Annotated in this window: 14 protein-coding genes; 2 read left to right on the forward strand and 12 right to left on the reverse strand. The window is 40.6% G+C overall.

Annotated features, from left to right (window positions below):
- Nucleotides 1-23: 23 nt before the first annotated feature.
- Together CYK18_RS05075 and CYK18_RS05080 are read right to left on the reverse strand one after the other, a co-directional pair.
- Nucleotides 24-869: an undecaprenyl-diphosphate phosphatase gene (locus CYK18_RS05075; protein WP_024057838.1), complete on the reverse strand. Its 846-nt coding sequence runs from the start codon at nucleotides 867-869 to the stop codon at nucleotides 24-26.
- Nucleotides 870-929: 60 nt separating this feature from the next.
- Nucleotides 930-2819: a DUF2207 domain-containing protein gene (locus CYK18_RS05080; protein WP_101785465.1), complete on the reverse strand. Its 1890-nt coding sequence runs from the start codon at nucleotides 2817-2819 to the stop codon at nucleotides 930-932.
- Nucleotides 2820-2957: 138 nt separating this feature from the next.
- On the opposite strand from CYK18_RS05080, the gene CYK18_RS05085 reads away from it, so the two are divergent.
- Nucleotides 2958-4523 (forward strand): ABC transporter substrate-binding protein/permease, encoded by a 1566-nt coding sequence (locus tag CYK18_RS05085; protein WP_101785466.1) that lies wholly within the window; start codon nucleotides 2958-2960, stop codon nucleotides 4521-4523.
- Nucleotides 4523-5263, forward strand: coding sequence for an amino acid ABC transporter ATP-binding protein (locus CYK18_RS05090; protein ID WP_000189477.1), 741 nt, complete (start codon nucleotides 4523-4525; stop codon nucleotides 5261-5263). Before CYK18_RS05085 ends, CYK18_RS05090 begins: the two co-directional genes overlap by 1 nt.
- Before the next feature lie 204 nt (nucleotides 5264-5467).
- Here the strand turns inward: CYK18_RS05090 and CYK18_RS05095 are convergent, their stop codons facing one another.
- The 10 genes from CYK18_RS05095 to CYK18_RS05140 all read right to left on the reverse strand — a co-directional run bounded on the left by CYK18_RS05095 (nucleotide 5468) and on the right by CYK18_RS05140 (nucleotide 14955).
- Nucleotides 5468-5683 carry a capsule biosynthesis transcriptional regulator gene (locus CYK18_RS05095; RefSeq protein WP_001130036.1) on the reverse strand — a complete coding sequence of 72 codons (216 nt, stop codon included), beginning with the start codon at nucleotides 5681-5683 and terminating at the stop codon, nucleotides 5468-5470.
- 836 nt (nucleotides 5684-6519) lie between these two features.
- On the reverse strand, nucleotides 6520-7770 hold the full coding sequence (gene ilvA / locus CYK18_RS05100) for a threonine ammonia-lyase IlvA (RefSeq protein ID WP_101785467.1): 1251 nt from the start codon (nucleotides 7768-7770) through the stop codon (nucleotides 6520-6522).
- 113 nt (nucleotides 7771-7883) lie between these two features.
- Nucleotides 7884-8906, reverse strand: a complete 1023-nt coding sequence (ilvC, locus tag CYK18_RS05105) for a ketol-acid reductoisomerase (protein ID WP_000290683.1) — start codon at nucleotides 8904-8906, stop codon at nucleotides 7884-7886.
- Between the two features lie 66 nt (nucleotides 8907-8972).
- On the reverse strand, nucleotides 8973-9449 hold the full coding sequence (gene ilvN, locus CYK18_RS05110) for an acetolactate synthase small subunit (protein WP_061088445.1): 477 nt from the start codon (nucleotides 9447-9449) through the stop codon (nucleotides 8973-8975).
- Complete coding sequence (locus CYK18_RS05115; RefSeq protein WP_101785469.1) at nucleotides 9442-11142, reverse strand: acetolactate synthase large subunit; 1701 nt, start codon at nucleotides 11140-11142, stop codon at nucleotides 9442-9444. Before CYK18_RS05115 ends, ilvN begins: the two co-directional genes overlap by 8 nt.
- Nucleotides 11143-11342: 200 nt before the next feature.
- Entirely contained in the window at nucleotides 11343-13010 is a 1668-nt protein-coding gene (locus tag CYK18_RS05120; protein WP_101785471.1) for a DAK2 domain-containing protein, read from the reverse strand.
- A 2-nt stretch (nucleotides 13011-13012) separates the two neighbouring features.
- Complete coding sequence (locus tag CYK18_RS05125; protein ID WP_000216442.1) at nucleotides 13013-13378, reverse strand: Asp23/Gls24 family envelope stress response protein; 366 nt, start codon at nucleotides 13376-13378, stop codon at nucleotides 13013-13015.
- A gap of 157 nt (nucleotides 13379-13535) precedes the next feature.
- On the reverse strand, nucleotides 13536-13724 hold the full coding sequence (gene rpmB / locus CYK18_RS05130) for a 50S ribosomal protein L28 (RefSeq protein ID WP_001140948.1): 189 nt from the start codon (nucleotides 13722-13724) through the stop codon (nucleotides 13536-13538).
- 105 nt (nucleotides 13725-13829) lie between these two features.
- Nucleotides 13830-14504 carry a LiaF transmembrane domain-containing protein gene (locus CYK18_RS05135; RefSeq protein WP_060805184.1) on the reverse strand — a complete coding sequence of 225 codons (675 nt, stop codon included), beginning with the start codon at nucleotides 14502-14504 and terminating at the stop codon, nucleotides 13830-13832.
- 4 nt (nucleotides 14505-14508) lie between these two features.
- Nucleotides 14509-14955 carry a LytTR family DNA-binding domain-containing protein gene (locus CYK18_RS05140; protein ID WP_060805185.1) on the reverse strand — a complete coding sequence of 149 codons (447 nt, stop codon included), beginning with the start codon at nucleotides 14953-14955 and terminating at the stop codon, nucleotides 14509-14511.
- Nucleotides 14956-15027: the final 72 nt, after the last annotated feature.

A 15027-nucleotide genomic window follows, 5' to 3' on the forward strand; every position in this document is an offset into this window, starting at 1 on the left:
GAGCTGTCCCTTCAAGGTTTTTCTTATACAAATAAACGGACAAAACTGTAAAGTAGCAAAACACTACCAAGCACGATGCGGTATTTACCAAAAAGGGTAAAATCGTGTTTTTTCACATAGCTGGTCAAAAAGCGAATAGCCACCATACTAACTGCAAAAGCTACTCCCATCGCAACCAAGAGCAAGAACAATTGCCCAAAACTCAAGAGCTGTCCTGCTTTCACAAATTTGAAAATCTTTAAGGCACTAGCTCCAAACATAACAGGAATTCCAAGATAGAAGGTAAATTCTGTCACAACTGAACGACTGGTTCCATTCAACAAACCACCGACAATCGTTGCACCAGAACGACTGGTTCCTGGTAAAAGGGCAAGAACTTGGAAGAGTCCGATATAGAAAGCTGTCGTATAAGGAAGCTTGTCCAACTCTGTTACACTTGGTTCAATAGCACGAGCTTTATTGCGCTTTTCCAAATAGATAAAGGCAATCCCATAAATAATCAACATGAGAGCAACTGAAACCATGTTATGGAAGTGGGTATCAAACCAATCATCAAATTTAAAGACGGCAAGCAAAGGTAAAGTGGCAACCAAGACCTTCAACCACAGTCTCCAAGTCTTACGAACTTCCTGCTTGTCCTTTGTCGATTTAAAAGGATTGAGCTTATTAAAGTAAATGACCATGACTGCTAAAATAGCACCAAGCTGAATCACAACATTAAACATAGACATAAAGGCTTCATTCTGATTTTGGTATTGGATAAACTCCTCTGCTAAAATCAAGTGACCTGTACTGGAAATCGGCAACCATTCCGTAATTCCTTCAACAATACCGAAGAAGATAGATTTTAAAATTTCAATAAGATACATAGATTACTCCTTTTTCTATCTTCCATTATAGCATATTTTTTCAGCCAGTGATAGCTCTCTTTAAAAGGCGCCGATACTGCCGCCACCTCCGCCTCCAGAGAAGCCACCGCCAGAACTTCCACTTCCAGAAGATACGGAGTAGGTACTTGCTGTATTTGCGACACTGGCATAATGGCTCATTTGCGCGCTTGAATGATAAAACATACTGTGCCAGCCATAAGCTACATATAGATTGATATCTGGATTTTCCACTTGAATCTGATGAACCTTCATCAAATGGCTGACCTTGTCCGCATAGCCAAATAAGGTCGCATAGACCAAGAGGCGATTCCAGACCACAATACTTTCCAACTCTGCCTGATCCAATCGCGCAATCTCCCGCAACATATTTTCAAAACTGGTCCAGAGGTAGTATACTTCTGCTCCTGCTTCATTTAGGACACCATCACGATTATCTAGTCGAAGCTTCCAATAATAGAAAACAGCCAAAACCAAACCTAGAAAACCAAGTATTGGCAAGGGGATGTAAAGATAGCCATAAACATCCAAACTGTACAAGAACAAACCAAATCCGATAAATAGGGACAAGATAGTCAAGACACCCATACCTACTTGCAAGGCCTTTTCCCCACCGGTTAAAGGACGATAATAATCTGGAAGTTCCCAGAAGGAAACTCGATTTCTCACTCCTTCTTGCATCTGGTTCAATACTTCTTCAAAAGAAGATTTGAGCTGACGCCCCTTTGCTTGAATCCGTTTTTCATCAGAGACTTTTGCTCTACGATAAAGACTATCAGATACCTTGTAATCCGCAAACAAATTGGAAAGAGTTGCTTCTTTTTTGCCTGAAAAAGCTAGATTTAGGCAGTCTTTCTCAAAACTGGACAAACCATCTTCTTTTACCAGCCTCAAACCAACTGCATCTCCTTCTGAAATGATAGAGACATTCCCACGATCTATCACATCTAGCAAGGTAGCTTGAATAAGTTGGTCAAAGGTAAATTTACCTGCTCCTTTGGCTAGAGGACTCACTTCCTCCAAGGAGGTCGAGTATACTGCTTCTGATAAAACCATAGGCTCTAATTCCATTGGTGGCTCATAGAGACGATGATTTTTGGCATATTTGACTGAAGGAGTGGTCTTTCTTCTATAAATAAAATAGAAGCAGACACTCAATAACAAGGAGATAGAAAGTATCGAAGGGAAGACCCAAGTAAGGAGTTGTTTACTCTGATTCTTTTCTCTGACAATCGAGTCTTCTATCTTATTAAACTCTTCTAAACGATTCCCTTTCAATCCCTGATTCGTAGCATTAGCAAAATCGGTCCGAGGCCAGTAGGCATGCAATTCAACTCCACGCTTAGCTGGAAGATTGTCCAAACGAATAGTATAATCAAGGCTACTCTTTTCAATCGTTCCCTCTCTAAAAAGTTTGCCTGTATGGAAAAAGAGTTTTTCAGCCCCCTTGTCTCCCCTTACATGAAATTCAAACTTTCCAATAGCCCCTGAACTATCTGTTAAAGGTTGCCAATTTAATTCAGCAATGTCATCATATAGAAAAAGCAAATTCTTTAAGTTCCAGACAAGGTCAACTTCAACTGTGTCGCCTTCTTGACCTGGATTATAAACTTTAACAGTATAACCATCTGCTCCTTCTATCACTTCGCTAGTAACGTCTGCTAGTTCAGCACCGTTTTTCGCAGCCTGAACCTTTGGATGAGGATCAATGTCAAATCCACTAGGCATCTTGCCAGCACGTCCAAGTCCCACGATTTGGCCCTTAAAGTCCTCCTCAAACTGGTAAACTATCTTCTGTCTAAATTCTGCCGTATTGTCTGCATGAATATACAAATCCCCTTGGTAAGAGTTTATCTTGAAATCAATGGCAAAAACAGAGAGTGGCAGAAGGCAAAACAAGCCTAACACCAGTAAGAAAAAAGTTTTTTTCATCAACTAAGCCCCCTTTTTATCTTTGCTATCATTATATCATTTTTTCTCAAGTAAGGGCTTACCTATATTGAAAAATAGAGTTTTTTTCGATAAAATAGGAGACAGTTATTTTTTAATAGATTAGAAATAGGAGAAATCATGAGAAAAATATACTTATCTATTTTCACAAGTCTCTTGCTGATGCTGGGACTTGTCAATGTTGCCCAAGCCGATGAATATTTACGCATCGGGATGGAAGCAGCATATGCTCCCTTTAACTGGACTCAGGACGATGATAGCAATGGAGCTGTCAAAATCGATGGAACTAACCAGTATGCTAACGGATACGATGTTCAAATCGCCAAGAAAATCGCTAAGGACTTAGGTAAAGAACCTTTGGTTGTTAAAACCAAGTGGGAAGGTCTAGTCCCTGCCCTTACTTCTGGTAAGATTGACATGATTATCGCAGGTATGAGTCCTACTGCCGAACGCAAACAAGAAATTGCCTTTTCAAGCAGCTACTACACTAGCGAACCTGTCCTACTAGTCAAAAAAGATTCTGCCTACGCAAATGCTAAATCTTTGGATGACTTTAACGGTGCAAAAATCACTTCTCAACAAGGTGTCTACCTTTATGACTTGATTGCACAAATCCCAGGCGCTAAAAAAGAAACTGCCATGGGAGACTTCGCTCAAATGCGCCAAGCTCTTGAAGCTGGTGTCATCGATGCTTATGTTTCTGAACGCCCAGAAGCACTGACTGCTGAAGCTGCGAACTCTAAGTTTAAGATGGTCCAAGTAGAACCAGGTTTCAAAACTGGGGAAGAAGATACAGCTATCGCCATCGGACTTCGTAAAGATGACAATCGTATTAGCCAAATCAATGCCAGCATTGAAACCATTTCAAAAGACGACCAAGTTGCCTTGATGGATCGTATGATCAAGGAACAACCTGCCGAAGCTACAACAACTGAAGAGACTAGCAGTAGTTTCTTTAGCCAAGTCACTAAAATTCTTTCTGAAAACTGGCAACAACTCTTGCGTGGTGCTGGTATCACTCTTTTAATCTCTATAGTCGGAACCATCACAGGTCTCATTATTGGACTTGCCATTGGTGTTTTCCGTACTGCTCCCCTCTCTGAAAATAAAGCTATCTACGGCCTACAAAAACTAGTCGGCTGGATCCTCAATGTCTATATTGAAATTTTCCGTGGTACACCAATGATTGTTCAATCGATGGTTATCTACTATGGAACTGCCCAAGCTTTCGGTATCAACCTTGACCGTACACTGGCTGCTATCTTCATCGTTTCAATCAACACTGGTGCCTACATGACCGAAATCGTCCGTGGTGGTATCCTAGCAGTTGACAAGGGACAATTTGAAGCTGCGACTGCTCTTGGTATGACTCATAACCAAACCATGCGTAAGATTGTCCTACCTCAAGTAGTCCGTAACATCCTACCAGCAACTGGTAATGAATTTGTCATCAATATCAAAGATACATCTGTATTGAACGTTATCTCAGTTGTCGAACTTTATTTCTCAGGAAACACCGTGGCAACTCAAACCTATCAATACTTCCAGACATTTACAATCATCGCCGTGATTTACTTTGTCCTCACCTTCACCGTAACACGTATCCTACGCTTCATCGAGCGCCGAATGGACATGGATACCTATACTACAGGTGCTAACCAAATGCAAACGGAGGATTTGAAATAATGACACAAGCAATCCTTGAAATTAAACACCTCAAAAAATCCTATGGCCAAAACGAAGTGCTAAAAGACATTTCTCTCACCGTCCACAAGGGAGAGGTTATCTCTATCATTGGAAGCTCTGGAAGCGGGAAATCGACCTTCCTACGCTCCATTAACCTACTTGAAACGCCAACTGATGGACAAATCCTTTATCATGGACAAAACGTCCTCGAAAAAGGCTATGACCTCACGCAATACCGTGAAAAGTTGGGAATGGTGTTCCAATCCTTTAACCTCTTTGAAAATCTCAACGTTCTTGAAAATACAATCGTCGCTCAGACAACTGTCCTTAAACGCGAACGTACAGAAGCTGAAAAAATTGCTAAAGAAAACCTGGAAAAGGTCGGCATGGGAGAACGCTACTGGCAAGCGAAACCAAAACAACTCTCAGGTGGTCAAAAACAACGTGTGGCCATCGCTCGTGCCCTTTCCATGAATCCTGACGCCATTCTCTTTGATGAACCAACATCAGCTCTCGATCCAGAAATGGTTGGAGAGGTCCTCAAAATCATGCAGGATCTGGCTCAAGAAGGCTTGACTATGATTGTCGTAACTCATGAAATGGAATTTGCCCGTGATGTCTCTCACCGTGTTATCTTCATGGATAAGGGTGTAATCGCTGAAGAAGGCAAGCCAGAAGACCTCTTCACCAATCCTAAAGAAGACCGTACAAAAGAGTTCCTTCAACGCTATCTCAAATAAAAAGAAAAGGCTGCATCAATCGTGCAGTCTTTTTGTTGTCCTCATACTCTTCGAAAATCTCTTCAAACCACGTCAGCTCTATCTGCAACCTCAAAACAGTGTTTTGAGCAGCCTACGGCTAGCTTCCTAGTTTGCTCTTTGATTTTCATTGAGTATCAAAATGAAAAGGCAGACCTTATTCAAGAATCCGCCATTATCCAAAGATTAATCTTCAAATTTTTCATGATTTTTTTCATAGAAATCAATTAAACCTAGAGCTGTTTCAAATGAAATATTTTTTACTTTTGCACGACCCTGCGCTAGAGCAATGATAGACATTTCACGCGCATTCGTTTCTTTAGAGATACGGTAGCCTGTGATTTTCTTATCACGAACCCAGCCAACAACTGATTCTACTTTTTCAAAGTTTGACTTAGCCATGTTCTTCTCCTATTTTCTTCTTTACGTTATATTATTGTATACGTTTTTATGTCTTTTGTCAATAAAAAAACATATATTCAATAAAATAAATGATCTAGAATCTTCTTACTTCCTTTTTAAAGCCGATAATATATAGGTTTTTGCTTACTATAACCCATTAGTATGCTCCTAAAAAACAATTGCATTATTAAACTTTAAACTTGTAAAAATATTCATGCATACTGAATGCCAGTTTCTCAATAGGATAGACAGGATTTACTATTTCATTCTATATATTCCTTTTAAATCAACAAGTCCACTAAAGATAGTCTTTCACTCCACACTATCTCTAAACCATTCCGTTTTTCTTTCTCCTTCTTTGGTTCCTTTCCTTTCCTGTCCTTATCTATATCTTATTCGTTTTACAACCGGTACTACTTACTTTGTCCAATCTTGCACCTTCTGATTACATACCCGCTTCCCAGCTAGTCATTTGAAAACAGCAGCACTTGCCATTTCATGTCTAGCACTATTGTTTATCTCACGAGTTTTTTCAGCCGACTCACCTAGCAACCATCTCACAAACATTGATTATTTTTTCTAATTCCTATTATATTTAGTGAAAGTTCAAATTAGGGAAATATACATTTGGGGATTTCAAAAAATTTCCTTATATATAGTAAGTAATTCTGTCGCCTCAATATAAACAGAATCAAAAATAATAGGTGCTATAGTGAGTTGTAGTAGAAATAGTACGATAGAGTTCCTAAGTCCATAGGAATCGCCCCCTTTCTTCACCCTCATTATAGCACCTATACATCAGTTGTGCAAATAATATGATATTTTTTTATTAGTCCTCAGACAAGCATATTATAGAGCGTTTCATTACCATTTAAGTTAATATAAGATGGATCAAAACCTTCCATTCGACGAATCAAGCCTGCATAATCATGCTTATCTGCCAAGGCAATCCCAATCAATACTGGGCCTGTCCCCTTGCTAGCTCGTTTGATATACTCAAAACGTGTGATATCATCATTTGGCCCCAAGATATCATTTACAAACTCACGCAAAGCCCCTGGACGCTGTGGAAAATTCACTACAAAGTAATGCTTAATTCCATCATAAATCAAGGCACGCTCTTCCATTTCTGGCATACGGTTGATATCATTATTTCCTCCAGAAATGATACAACAAACGGTTTTCCCCTTGATATACTCAGCTAGAACCTCTAAAGAGGCGATACTAGCCGCCCCAGCAGGTTCTGCGACAATCCCTTGCTTAGAGTAGAGGTCAATCAAGGTTTCAGAAATCAATCCCTCATCAACACCTACCAAAGTTTGAACATGTTGACGAGTTGCCTCATAGGTCAATTGACCTACCTTTTGTACAGCAATCCCATCCGCAAATTTGTCAATTTCTTTGAGTTTGACTGGACCACCAGCTTCAAAGGCAGCCTTCATGGAACGTGCTCCATTAGCCTCTACCCCAATGACTTCAATTTCTGGACTTGTTTCCTTGATATAGGTAGAAACCCCAGCAATGAGACCGCCACCACCAACAGGAACCAAGACAGCATCAAAATCAATCGATTCTTTTCGAGCCTCTTCTAAAATCTCATAAGCAACGGTCCCTTGACCAGCTTGAACATGGGCATCATCAAAGGGATCAATAAAGGTACGATTTTCAGAAACTGTAAATTCTTGAGCTGCTTTAGCTGAGGCATCAAAGGTATCTCCAACTAGTTTAATGGTCACGAAATCCCCACCAAAAAAGCGAACCTGCCCAATTTTTTGTTGCGGTGTAGTAATGGGCATAAAAATAGTAGCAGGAATTTTCATCTCATTACAAGTATAGGCAACTCCCTGCGCATGATTTCCCGCAGAGGCACAGACTACCCCACGCTCACGCTCTTCCTTGCTGAGCTGAGAAATAGCATAATAGGCACCACGAATTTTAAAAGAGCGAACACGTTGGGCATTTTCCTTTTTCAAATAAATCTTAGCATCATACTTCTGCGATAAATAATGGTCATAATCAAGCGGTGTATTAACGACCACACCATTCAAGACCTTGTGAGCCTTGATTATATCTTTTGAACTTAACATCATTTTCTCCTAGACTATTTCATACTTATCGCAATCCATCCTTTTAACAAGAGATGAATTGATTATAAAAGCGAGTTAGTCCCCCAACTCGCCTTCACCTTAATTTCTATCAATTAGTTATAGATTTTGAATGCATCGTCGTCGTTTTTACCAACGAATGGCATTGCTTTACGCAATTCTGCACCAACTTTTTCAATTTCAAGGTTAGCTGCTTGTTCACGGTAAGCAGTCAATTTTGGACGTCCAGCTTTATAGTCGTTTACAAAGTCATTTGCAAATTTACCATTTTGGATATCTGCCAAGACAGCTTTCATGTTTTCTTTAACTTGTTCAGTGATTACACGTGGACCTGATACATAGTCACCGTACTCAGCAGTGTTTGAAATTGATTGACGCATTTTCTTGAATCCACCTTCGTAGATCAAATCAACGATCAATTTCATTTCGTGAAGAACTTCAAAGTAAGCCAATTCTGGAGCGTAACCTGCTTCTGTCAAGACTTCGAAACCTGCTTCGATAAGGGCAGTCAAACCACCACAAAGTACAGCTTGTTCACCAAACAAATCTTCTTCAGTTTCTTCTTTATAAGTTGTTTCAAGAAGACCTACACGAGCTGCCCCAACACCTTTACACCAGTCCATGGCAATGTTTTTCGCATTTCCTGTTGCATCTTGGTATACTGCGTAAAGAGCTGGAACACCAAATCCTTCTTCATAAGTACGACGTACCAAGTGTCCTGGTCCTTTAGGAGCACACATGAAGACATCTACATCTGCAGGAACTTTGATAAATTCAAAGTGAATGTTGAAACCATGAGCAAATCCAACTGCATTTCCAGCTTCCAAGTTTGGAGCGATTTCTGCTTCGTACAATTCTTGTTGGATTTCGTCTGGTGCCAAAATCATGATAACGTCAGCCAATTTAGTAGCTTCTGCTACTGTGTAAGTGTCAAATCCATCTTCTTTTGCTTTATCAAAAGATTTACCTGGACGTACACCGATGATGACATCGCGACCTGAATCACGCAAGTTTTGAGCATGCGCATGTCCTTGTGAACCATAACCGATAACGGCGATTTTTTTACCGTCAAGTGCTGCTACTTTAACATCTTTTTCGTATTCCATTTGAACTGCCATAGTTTTTTCTCTCTTTTCTATTATTTATTGCCTTTTAGGCTGGTTTAACAAATTTAAGTTGGATTTTTAATCGCGGGTAAATCCAGTTGCACCCGTACGAGCGATATTGCGAATACCGTATGGTCGAATGACTCGCAATAGAGCTTCACTCTTTTCAGCATTTCCTGTCATCTGAATGGTAATCGAGTTTGGCGCTACGTCTACCACCGTTGCACGGAAAGGTTGAATAATCGCTAGAATCTCAGCGCGCTTCTCAGCTGGCGCTGCCATCTTAACCAAAATCACCTCGCGCTCCAAGTGTGGTTTATCTGTAATATCTCTAATGCGAATCACATCAATCTGACGATTGAGTTGCTTAATGATTTGCTCCACTTCATCATGTGAAGCTACATCAATAATAATGGTGATACGCGATACATTCGGATCTTCTGTTGCTCCAACAGAGATGCTTTCGATATTAACCTGACGACGAGACAGGACACCGGTAAAGCGATTGAGGACTCCTGAACGATTTTGTAGTTTTGCTGTTAACATTCTACGCATGGAACTTCACCCCCAACATCTCATGATTACTCTTACCAGCTGGTACCATTGGTAACACCTGTTCCTTACGAGAAATATCTACCTCGATTAGCATAGGAACATTCTCAGTGATGACTTCAAGGTCTTGAGCCAAGGTCTCAGGATTGTCAAACTTATAGTTTTTAATACCGTAAGCTTGTGCCATCAATTGGAAATCAGGAAGAGTATCAAAGACTGACTCAGATGTTCTACCTTCATAGAAGGATTCCTGCCATTGGCGAACCATTCCAAGTGAGTGGTTGTTCAGCATAACCACCTTGATTGGCACCTTGTAAATGTTCAAAATAGCCAATTCCTGGTTAGTCATTTGGAAACCGCCATCCCCAACAAACAAGACTACTTCCTTATCTGGGTTAGCAATTTTAGCACCGATTGCTGCTGGGATTCCAAATCCCATGGTTCCTAAACCACCTGAAGTCACTAACTGACGTTCATTTTGATATGGATAATACTGGGCTGTCCACATTTGGTGTTGACCTACGTCTGTGACCACAATGGCATCTCCATTCGTCAATTCACCAATTCGTTCAATAACAGCTTGCGGTTGAACCACACGCTCTTTCTTATCATAAGAACGAACGCGGTTCTTGTCTTTAGTGACTTTTTCAATCCATTTCTCAGTATTGTTATGAACTGTCGGTTCTGCCAGCAACATTTGCAAGGCTTTCTTAGCATCTCCAACTACAGGAATATCTGCACTGATAATCTTGCCAATCTCGGCTGGGTCAATATCAATGTGGGCAACCTTAGCATTCTTAGCAAAGGTCTTAGGATTCCCCGTCAAGCGGTCATCGAAACGGCAACCAATACTAATCATAAAATCAGCTTCCGTCATGGCAATATTTGCTGCGAATGACCCATGCATTCCTCCCATTCCAAGGAAAAGTGGATGACTCGTTGCAATCGTTCCTTGCCCTAAAAGACTAGTTACCACTGGAATTTGGTAGCGCTCTGCAAATTCATTCAACTCCGCAGCAGCCTCAGCATAACTAATCCCACCACCAGCTAGCAAGACTGGCTTTTTAGCCTTGGATAATTGCTTCAAGATTTTCTTAATTTGCATATCATTTGGCTCAAGAGTCGGTTGATAACTTGGTAGGTTCACCTCTGGTGAATAGATGAAGTCTGTTTCTAAAGCAGATACATCTTTAGGTAGATCAATTACAACTGGCCCTGGACGTCCTGTAGTTGCGATATGGACAGCTTCCGTAATAATACGCGGAATATCGGCTGTCTCACGAACTTGATAATTGTACTTAGTGATTGGCATGGTAATTCCCACGATGTCTGCCTCCTGAAAGGCATCCTTACCAATCCCTGCTCGCGCCACCTGACCTGTAAAGACCAAAAGGGGAACACTGTCACTCATGGCATCCGCAATCCCTGTAATGGCATTTGTTGCTCCCGGTCCGCTAGTGACGACGGCAACACCCAACTTTCCAGTTGATTTAGCATAACCTTCAGCTTCATGCAGACAACCTTGCTCATGGCGTCCTAGAATGTGACTAATGCCTTTAAAATTATATATCGCATCATAAAAAGGCAAGACTGCACCACCAGGATAGCCAAAGATGGTATCAATTCCTAAATCACGAAGTGTTTCCAAAACTAGGTCTGACCCCGTCTTAGGAGATTCTAAACTGATTTTCTCCATTGTTCCCCTTTCTTTCCTCTTAAAAATAACTTGTTACTATCATACCACTTTTTCAAAATTTTTCAAGACAAAAGAAGAAATTTTCTGAATTTTCTATTTTAACGTTTATTTATGAATGTTATTTTGGTTTTTATTTAAAAGATACCGATTTCATTATTTAAAAAGAAAAAAAGAACTGATTTCTCAGTCCTTCATTAATCTTATTCCACACTAAATAGGTATGGGTAAACTGGTTGTTGACCTTGGTGAATCTCGACTTCAACGTCTTCGAATTCTTCTGCGATTTCTTGGGCAATTTCATTGGCAAGTTCTTCGCTTCCGTCTTCACCGACATAGAAGGTTACGATTTCACTATCTTCATCCAACATATGTTTCAAGGTTTCTGTCAAGGCTTGGTGCATATCAGGGTTTGACACGAGGATTTTCCCATCCACCATACCAAGATTATCATTTTCATGGATTTCTAAGCCATCAATGGTTGTATCACGCACAGCTGTTGTGACGCTTCCGCTAACGACATCGCTAAGAGCAGCAGTCATACGCTCTTGGTTTTCTTCGATAGACTTGCTTGGATCAAAGGCGAGAAGACTTGTCAAACCTTGTGGCAAAGTACGAGCTTCCACCACTACTGCTGGTTGTTCCAAAACTTCTGCTGCAGATTGAGCTGCCATGAAGATATTTTTGTTGTTTGGTAGGAAGATAATGTTACGAGCATTGACCTGTTCAACAGCCTTGATAAAGTCTTCTGTTGAAGGGTTCATGGTTTGACCGCCTTCGATAACATAATCTACACCTTGAGAACGGAAGATATCTGCTAGACCTTTACCAGCCACTACAGCAATCAAAGCATACTCTTTTTCTTCAGCTGGTTTGCTAACTTGAGCAGCTTCTTTCTCAACCTGTGCTTCGTGTTGGTTACGCATATTGTCAACTTTTACCTTGACCAAGCTACCATATTTGAGACCTTCTTGCATAACAAGTCCTGGATCTTCTGTATGGACGTGGACTTTGACAATTTCATCATCGTTGACAACGAGGAGAGAGTCTCCAAGTTCATTCAAGTAGTTACGGAATTCGTCGTAGTCAAAATCTTTAGCATAGGTTGGACCTTGCTTAAGAGCTACCATGATTTCAGTACAATAACCAAAGGTAATGTCCTCAGTCGCTACATGACCAGCTACAGACTTGTGGTGCTCCGCATTGATCATTTCACTCATATTAGCAGGAGTGGCTACAAAGTCCTCAGATGCAATATATTCGCCAGTAAGGGCTGAAAGGAAACCTTCGTAGATAAAGACCAATCCTTGACCACCTGAGTCCACAACGCCAACTTCTTTCAATACTGGAAGCATGTCTGGCGTTTTAGCTAGAGCTGTTTTAGCACCTTCTAAAGCTGCACGCATTACTTCAACAGCATCATCTGTTTGCTCAGCTTTTTTCTTAGCACCGATAGCTGCCCCACGAGAAACTGTCAAAATCGTTCCTTCAACTGGTTTCATAACGGCCTTATAGGCAACTTCCACACCTGATTGGAAGGCAAGGGCCAAGTCTTGACCTGTTAACTCGTCTTTATCCTTGATAGCTTGTGAGAATCCACGGAAAAGCTGAGACGTAATAACTCCTGAGTTCCCACGCGCACCCATCAAAAGCCCTTTGGCAAGAATGCTCGCTACCTCTCCAACTGTAGAAGCTGGCTTATCTGCAACTTCTTTAGCACCATTTTCAATGGTCATTCCCATGTTTGTTCCAGTATCTCCATCTGGAACTGGAAAGACGTTTAATGAATTGACATATTCAGCTTGCTTATTCAAGCGAGTTGATGCAGCCTGCACCATTTCTTGAAATAAGCTAGTAGTAATTTTTGACACGGTTATTCTCCTACAACTTTGATATTTTGAATGTAGACATTTACAGTCTGAGCGGTAATTCCAAGCTGGTTTTCCAAGCTAAAACGAACACGCTCTTGAATGTTTTTTGACACTTCGCTAATCTTTGTTCCGTAGCTCAACACGGTATATACATCAACTGCAATACTGCCATCTTCGGCCGCTTTTACGACGACACCTTTGGAATAATTTTCCTTACCTAGAAGGGCTTGGAAATTATCTTTGAGGGCATTTTTACTAGCCATACCGACCACACCAAAAATCTCAGTTGTTGCACCGCCTACAACGGTTGCAATCACTTCATCTGTTAGTTCGATTTGACCATCTTTTGTATTAATTTTTACAGTCATCCTTTTTACCTCAACTAGTTGATACTCTATTTTATCATATTTCAGCCCAAGTGTAAAAGCAGAATACTGTATCAGCGGATATTTACTCTATTTTTCAAATGATGTTATACCCGTAATAAAAGAAAAAAAGACCCTAAGGTCTCCTTTACTTTTATTATTAAACGCGTTCAACTTTACCTGATTTCAAAGCACGAGCTGAAGCCCAAACTTTTTTAGGTTTACCATCGATAAGAACAGTAACTTTTTGAAGGTTTGGTTTTACGGCACGTTTTGTTTGGTTCATCGCGTGTGAACGGTTGTTTCCTGATACAGTCTTACGACCTGTAAAGTAACATACTTTAGCCATTGTGTTTTCCTCCTATTAGATCTAATATAGCGGATGTGCTAGCACCACATACCGTACTATGTTATCACACTTTCTTCATTTTTGCAAGGGAATTGGAAGATTTTTTTATTTAACGTAAACAACTCCCAATTTCCCAAAAGCCACATCTCCACGGATAATCAAGGTTTTACTTGTTGGAGCTAGAGGAGCATCTGCCTTAGCTACTCCACAGAATGTCTCTACCTTAAGATCTACTCTCCAGTGTTGGGGCACGTAGACAACCGCATTCCCAAAACCAACTTCGATATCCAGAGTAGCAAAATCACCTAACATCTCTGCGTTGTCGTAATATATCTTTGCATTGCCAAAACCAACTTCAACTTGGTCTTCTACCAATTCTTGGTCTTGCTTGTAGAAAGTCCCTGTCCCAAAAGCAACTTCCTTATCTGTAAGAATGGTCTTTTTACCATCATACCACCATTTTTTCCCGTTCCAAGTTCTGTTAGAATGAGTGAGTGCGCTGACACCCATTACGATTAAAATACTTGCCCAGAACAATGACTGATTGGGAATCGGTAAAATATCATAAAAGTGGTTGGCAATCATTAAGGCCACTAGGGCTGTAAAAGAGGCTGATGTCAGATGACGACGAAGCAAAGCCTCAACTGATTGGTAGGCAAAAAAAACAATACCAAGCAAGGGCCAAATTTGCCCTCCCAGAGAAGGGATTCCAAAATTTCCTTGTAATAATATTAAAGCTGCTAAAACCAGCAACACAATACCAAATGCTTTCTTTTTCATATTCTTACCTCATGTTTCTTAGATTTTCTTTTAGGAGGGATTGGTAATGTCGTGAGACATGAACCTCCTTGTGGGTTTGATAAAAGGAAATGGTGCCCGTTCCTGAAAAGGACTTGTCCACCGAGTAAACTTGCCGGATATTGGCGATTGTTGACTTGGATATCCGACTAAAATAGCGAGGAAGGATAGACTCTAACTCATAGAGTTTAAGCCGAACCTCGTAGGCATCTTTCTGGGTATGGGCATAAATCTTGTTCCCTTCTGTCTCAAAGAAGAGAATTTCCGACAGATCCAGATAATATTCACCTGTTCCCTTGTAAAAAATCAACCGAGGAGACTTGGACTCTTGCAAGAGGCGCTGTAAATCCGCAATCTCATCTGTCAAAGCCGCTGCCTTGATGACAATTTCAGTTTCCTCTAAATTGCTATCAATTTCGATTCGTAACTTCATTCCATCTCCTTTCTGACTCTACTATATCAAAGCCAAAATAAGAAAACAAGAGCAAAAAAGCAAGTGGTTACT

Origin of the sequence: Streptococcus mitis, assembly GCF_002860865.1 — a bacterium.
GTDB classification, from domain to species: Bacteria; Bacillota; Bacilli; order Lactobacillales; family Streptococcaceae; genus Streptococcus; species Streptococcus mitis_AT.

Excerpts from the sequence above, each read along its gene's own strand:
- CYK18_RS05140 (WP_060805185.1), bottom strand. The coding sequence starts at position 14,955 with ATGAAGTTACGAATCGAAATTGATAGCAATTTAGAGGAAACTGAAATT.
- CYK18_RS05115 (WP_101785469.1), bottom strand. The coding sequence starts at position 11,142 with ATGGAGAAAATCAGTTTAGAATCTCCTAAGACGGGGTCAGACCTAGTT.
- CYK18_RS05080 (WP_101785465.1), bottom strand. The coding sequence starts at position 2,819 with ATGAAAAAAACTTTTTTCTTACTGGTGTTAGGCTTGTTTTGCCTTCTG.
- rpmB (WP_001140948.1), bottom strand. The coding sequence starts at position 13,724 with ATGGCTAAAGTATGTTACTTTACAGGTCGTAAGACTGTATCAGGAAAC.
- CYK18_RS05085 (WP_101785466.1), top strand. The coding sequence starts at position 2,958 with ATGAGAAAAATATACTTATCTATTTTCACAAGTCTCTTGCTGATGCTG.
- ilvA (WP_101785467.1), bottom strand. The coding sequence starts at position 7,770 with ATGTTAAGTTCAAAAGATATAATCAAGGCTCACAAGGTCTTGAATGGT.
- CYK18_RS05125 (WP_000216442.1), bottom strand. The coding sequence starts at position 13,378 with ATGACTGTAAAAATTAATACAAAAGATGGTCAAATCGAACTAACAGAT.
- ilvC (WP_000290683.1), bottom strand. The coding sequence starts at position 8,906 with ATGGCAGTTCAAATGGAATACGAAAAAGATGTTAAAGTAGCAGCACTT.
- ilvN (WP_061088445.1), bottom strand. The coding sequence starts at position 9,449 with ATGCGTAGAATGTTAACAGCAAAACTACAAAATCGTTCAGGAGTCCTC.
- CYK18_RS05095 (WP_001130036.1), bottom strand. The coding sequence starts at position 5,683 with ATGGCTAAGTCAAACTTTGAAAAAGTAGAATCAGTTGTTGGCTGGGTT.
- CYK18_RS05090 (WP_000189477.1), top strand. The coding sequence starts at position 4,523 with ATGACACAAGCAATCCTTGAAATTAAACACCTCAAAAAATCCTATGGC.
- CYK18_RS05135 (WP_060805184.1), bottom strand. The coding sequence starts at position 14,504 with ATGAAAAAGAAAGCATTTGGTATTGTGTTGCTGGTTTTAGCAGCTTTA.
- CYK18_RS05075 (WP_024057838.1), bottom strand. The coding sequence starts at position 869 with ATGTATCTTATTGAAATTTTAAAATCTATCTTCTTCGGTATTGTTGAA.